General features: G+C 64.2%; 3 protein-coding genes. All 3 read right to left on the reverse strand.

Going from position 1 to position 2,463, the window contains the following annotated elements; translation table 11 throughout:
* On the reverse strand, positions 1 to 198 hold a 198-nt coding region (locus C5708_RS19380), incomplete at its 3' end, for a cytochrome b/b6 domain-containing protein (RefSeq protein WP_347567037.1).
* A 67-nt stretch (positions 199 to 265) separates the two neighbouring features.
* Positions 266 to 967, reverse strand: coding sequence for a VIT family protein (locus C5708_RS19385; protein WP_086130084.1), 702 nt, complete (start codon positions 965 to 967; stop codon positions 266 to 268).
* A gap of 198 nt (positions 968 to 1,165) precedes the next feature.
* Entirely contained in the window at positions 1,166 to 2,401 is a 1,236-nt protein-coding gene (locus C5708_RS19390; RefSeq protein ID WP_086129762.1) for a DUF4010 domain-containing protein, read from the reverse strand.
* Positions 2,402 to 2,463 lie beyond the last annotated feature (62 nt).

The following is a 2,463-nucleotide window of genomic DNA, read 5'->3' on the forward strand; positions in this document are numbered from 1 at the left end:
ATTTTGCAAGCCGTTTGACAAGCGAAACGCCAGCAGCACAGCGGCGCACCATCCTGCCACCATATGCCAACTGGCGATCGGGCTGTCGTCTTCGGACGATAGAAAAGCCACCAGAATGGCCAGAACGAGCAGCCAATGGAACAATCGCAGCGGCGCGTCCCAGACCTTCAACGTGTCCGCCTGAGCGAGATTTGTCATACAATTCTTCCTTCCCGAAGGAAGGGCTAGGCAGATTGTCTGACCGAATCCTGACGAGAACGAGGGGCTATACGACCGTCCCGAACAGCCGCCCGATCCCTGCTGTTGCCGCCATGGCGAGCGCCCCCCAGAATGTCACCCGCAAGACCGAGCGCACCGGCTGCGCGCCACCGGCCCATGCGCCGAGCGTACCGAGCAGTATGAGGAACAGCAATGTCGCGGCGATCTCGATCGGCACGAGACTGGCGCGCGGCGCGACAGCGACCAGTGCCAGCGGCATGAGCGCGCCTGTACTGAAGGTCGCCGCGGAGGTGAGCGCCGCCTGGAGTGGACGGGCGGTCACGACTTCGGAAATGCCAAGTTCATCGCGCGCATGGGCGCCCAGCGCGTCGCTGGCCATAAGCTGATCAGCGACGCGAAGCGCCAAGTCCTTGTCGAGCCCGCGCGCCACGTAAATCTCGGCCAGTTCATTGCGCTCAAGGTCTGGTTGACCGGCCAACTCGCCGCCTTCTCGGGCGAGATCGGCTTTCTCCGTATCGGCCTGCGAACTCACCGACACATATTCCCCGGCGGCCATGGACATCGCGCCTGCGACCAGCGCTGCTGCGCCAGCCACCAATATCCCCGACTTTTCGGCGCCTGAAGCGGCAACGCCGACGATCAGGCTGGCCGTCGACACGATCCCGTCGTTGGCGCCGAGTACAGCGGCACGCAACCAACCGATGCGTGACACCGCATGACGCTCAGGATGGGTTCGCAATCTGCTCATAATGTCCTCGCAAAGCATAGGGTGGTTGTCAGCCTTTTCTGACGAAACCCTGACGGCCGGCATCGCGCACTGGCATGGATGATATAGACCGCCGGCGCGGCAGCCCTGGCCGCCATCTCACCGGGGCCGCGGCTCTCGTTTGACTGGCGCTGGGAAGTGCGCGCGCATGGACCAACCCCTCCGACGTGGTGCATTGTGTCAGCCAACAAAGACCGTCAGCCATGCCGCGCCGATGATCAGTAACTGGGCTGGAATGACACGGGCGGCAAAGGCGCGCGTTCCCACCGTTGCGGAAAAGAAAATCTTGGCGAGGGTACTGGTGGTGCAGGCGGTCAGGATAGGAAGGATGGCTTGCGGCGCGGCCATCGTGCCGTCGGCGACCTGTGCCGCTAATGAAATCACCGCGGCATGAACGTCCAGCACCCCGCCGATCGCGGCTACGGCGATAAGCCCAGCATCCCCGAACCAGGCTCTGAGGGCCGCTGCGGACATCAGCATGATCGCCACCGTGGCGGCAAAGGTCAGTGCCATCAGCAGATTGAAGGACCTGCTCATTCTCGGCGGTTCAGCCGTAACCTCGCGCCAGGCCGCGAGGGTCAACCATCCGCCCGACAAAAGTGCGGCCAGTCCGGCTGCGCCCACCGGCAGGATGGTAGCAAGAAAGGTACGATGGTCCGTTGCCTCGATCACCACGGCCATCTGCGCATAATTGGCGACGGTCGATAGAACCGCCGCTGCCGCACCCGCCGCGGCGGAGGCGGGATTGGCGCGAACCCAGGCACCCATGGCCCCGATAGTTGCCGAGCTGGAAACGAGCCCCGAGATGAGGCCTAGTGCGGGCACCCCCAGGCGCGCACCCAATAGCCGCGTCGCCACCTGGCCCAGCGCGTTGATCCCGAGGATCATGACAACGACCATCCAGATCGAATGCGGATTGAGCGCGTCGAATGGCCCCATCTGCCGGTCCGGCAACATCGGCAGCACGATCAGGGTGGCGCCGGCGATCAGCAGGATATCCGCAATCTCGTCCGCGCTGATCGTCTGTCCGACGAAGCGATGGAGCGGATCGCGGGCTGCCAGCACGATCGCGATCAGCACCGCAAGAGCCCCCGCCAGCAACGGCGCAGTTACGGCAAGCGCCCCAAGCAGCGTAGTGGCGACGAGGCTAACTTCCGTGGTGATGCCGGGGTCGGTTGTATTGCGCCTGCGCCAACTGCTCAGCAGGGCCAGCGCGGTCATGCACAGCATCACGATCGCGATCATCCACTGCTGCGGCATCAGAGCTGCACCACAGCCCAGTAAGGCAGCGATCGTGAAGGTGCGCAGCCCCGCTGCGGCCGGACGGTGGACCTTGCGCCGCTCGCGCTCCGCTCCGATCAACAGGCCGATGCCCAGCGCAACCGGGAGGTGGTGAATGAGGCCGACGTCGTCCATGGACAGGGTTCTGTGCTCCTACGCGCCGAGCTAGAGGCAAGCATGTGAATCGGCGTGGAAAA

It is taken from the genome of Caulobacter sp. CCUG 60055 (genome assembly GCF_022750545.1).
Taxonomy (GTDB): Bacteria; Pseudomonadota; Alphaproteobacteria; order Caulobacterales; family Caulobacteraceae; genus PUIC01.

Bases quoted from the DNA above. Each gene is read 5' to 3' on its own strand.
- C5708_RS19385 (WP_086130084.1), bottom strand. From the start codon at position 967: ATGAGCAGATTGCGAACCCATCCTGAGCGTCATGCGGTGTCACGCATC.
- C5708_RS19390 (WP_086129762.1), bottom strand. From the start codon at position 2,401: ATGGACGACGTCGGCCTCATTCACCACCTCCCGGTTGCGCTGGGCATC.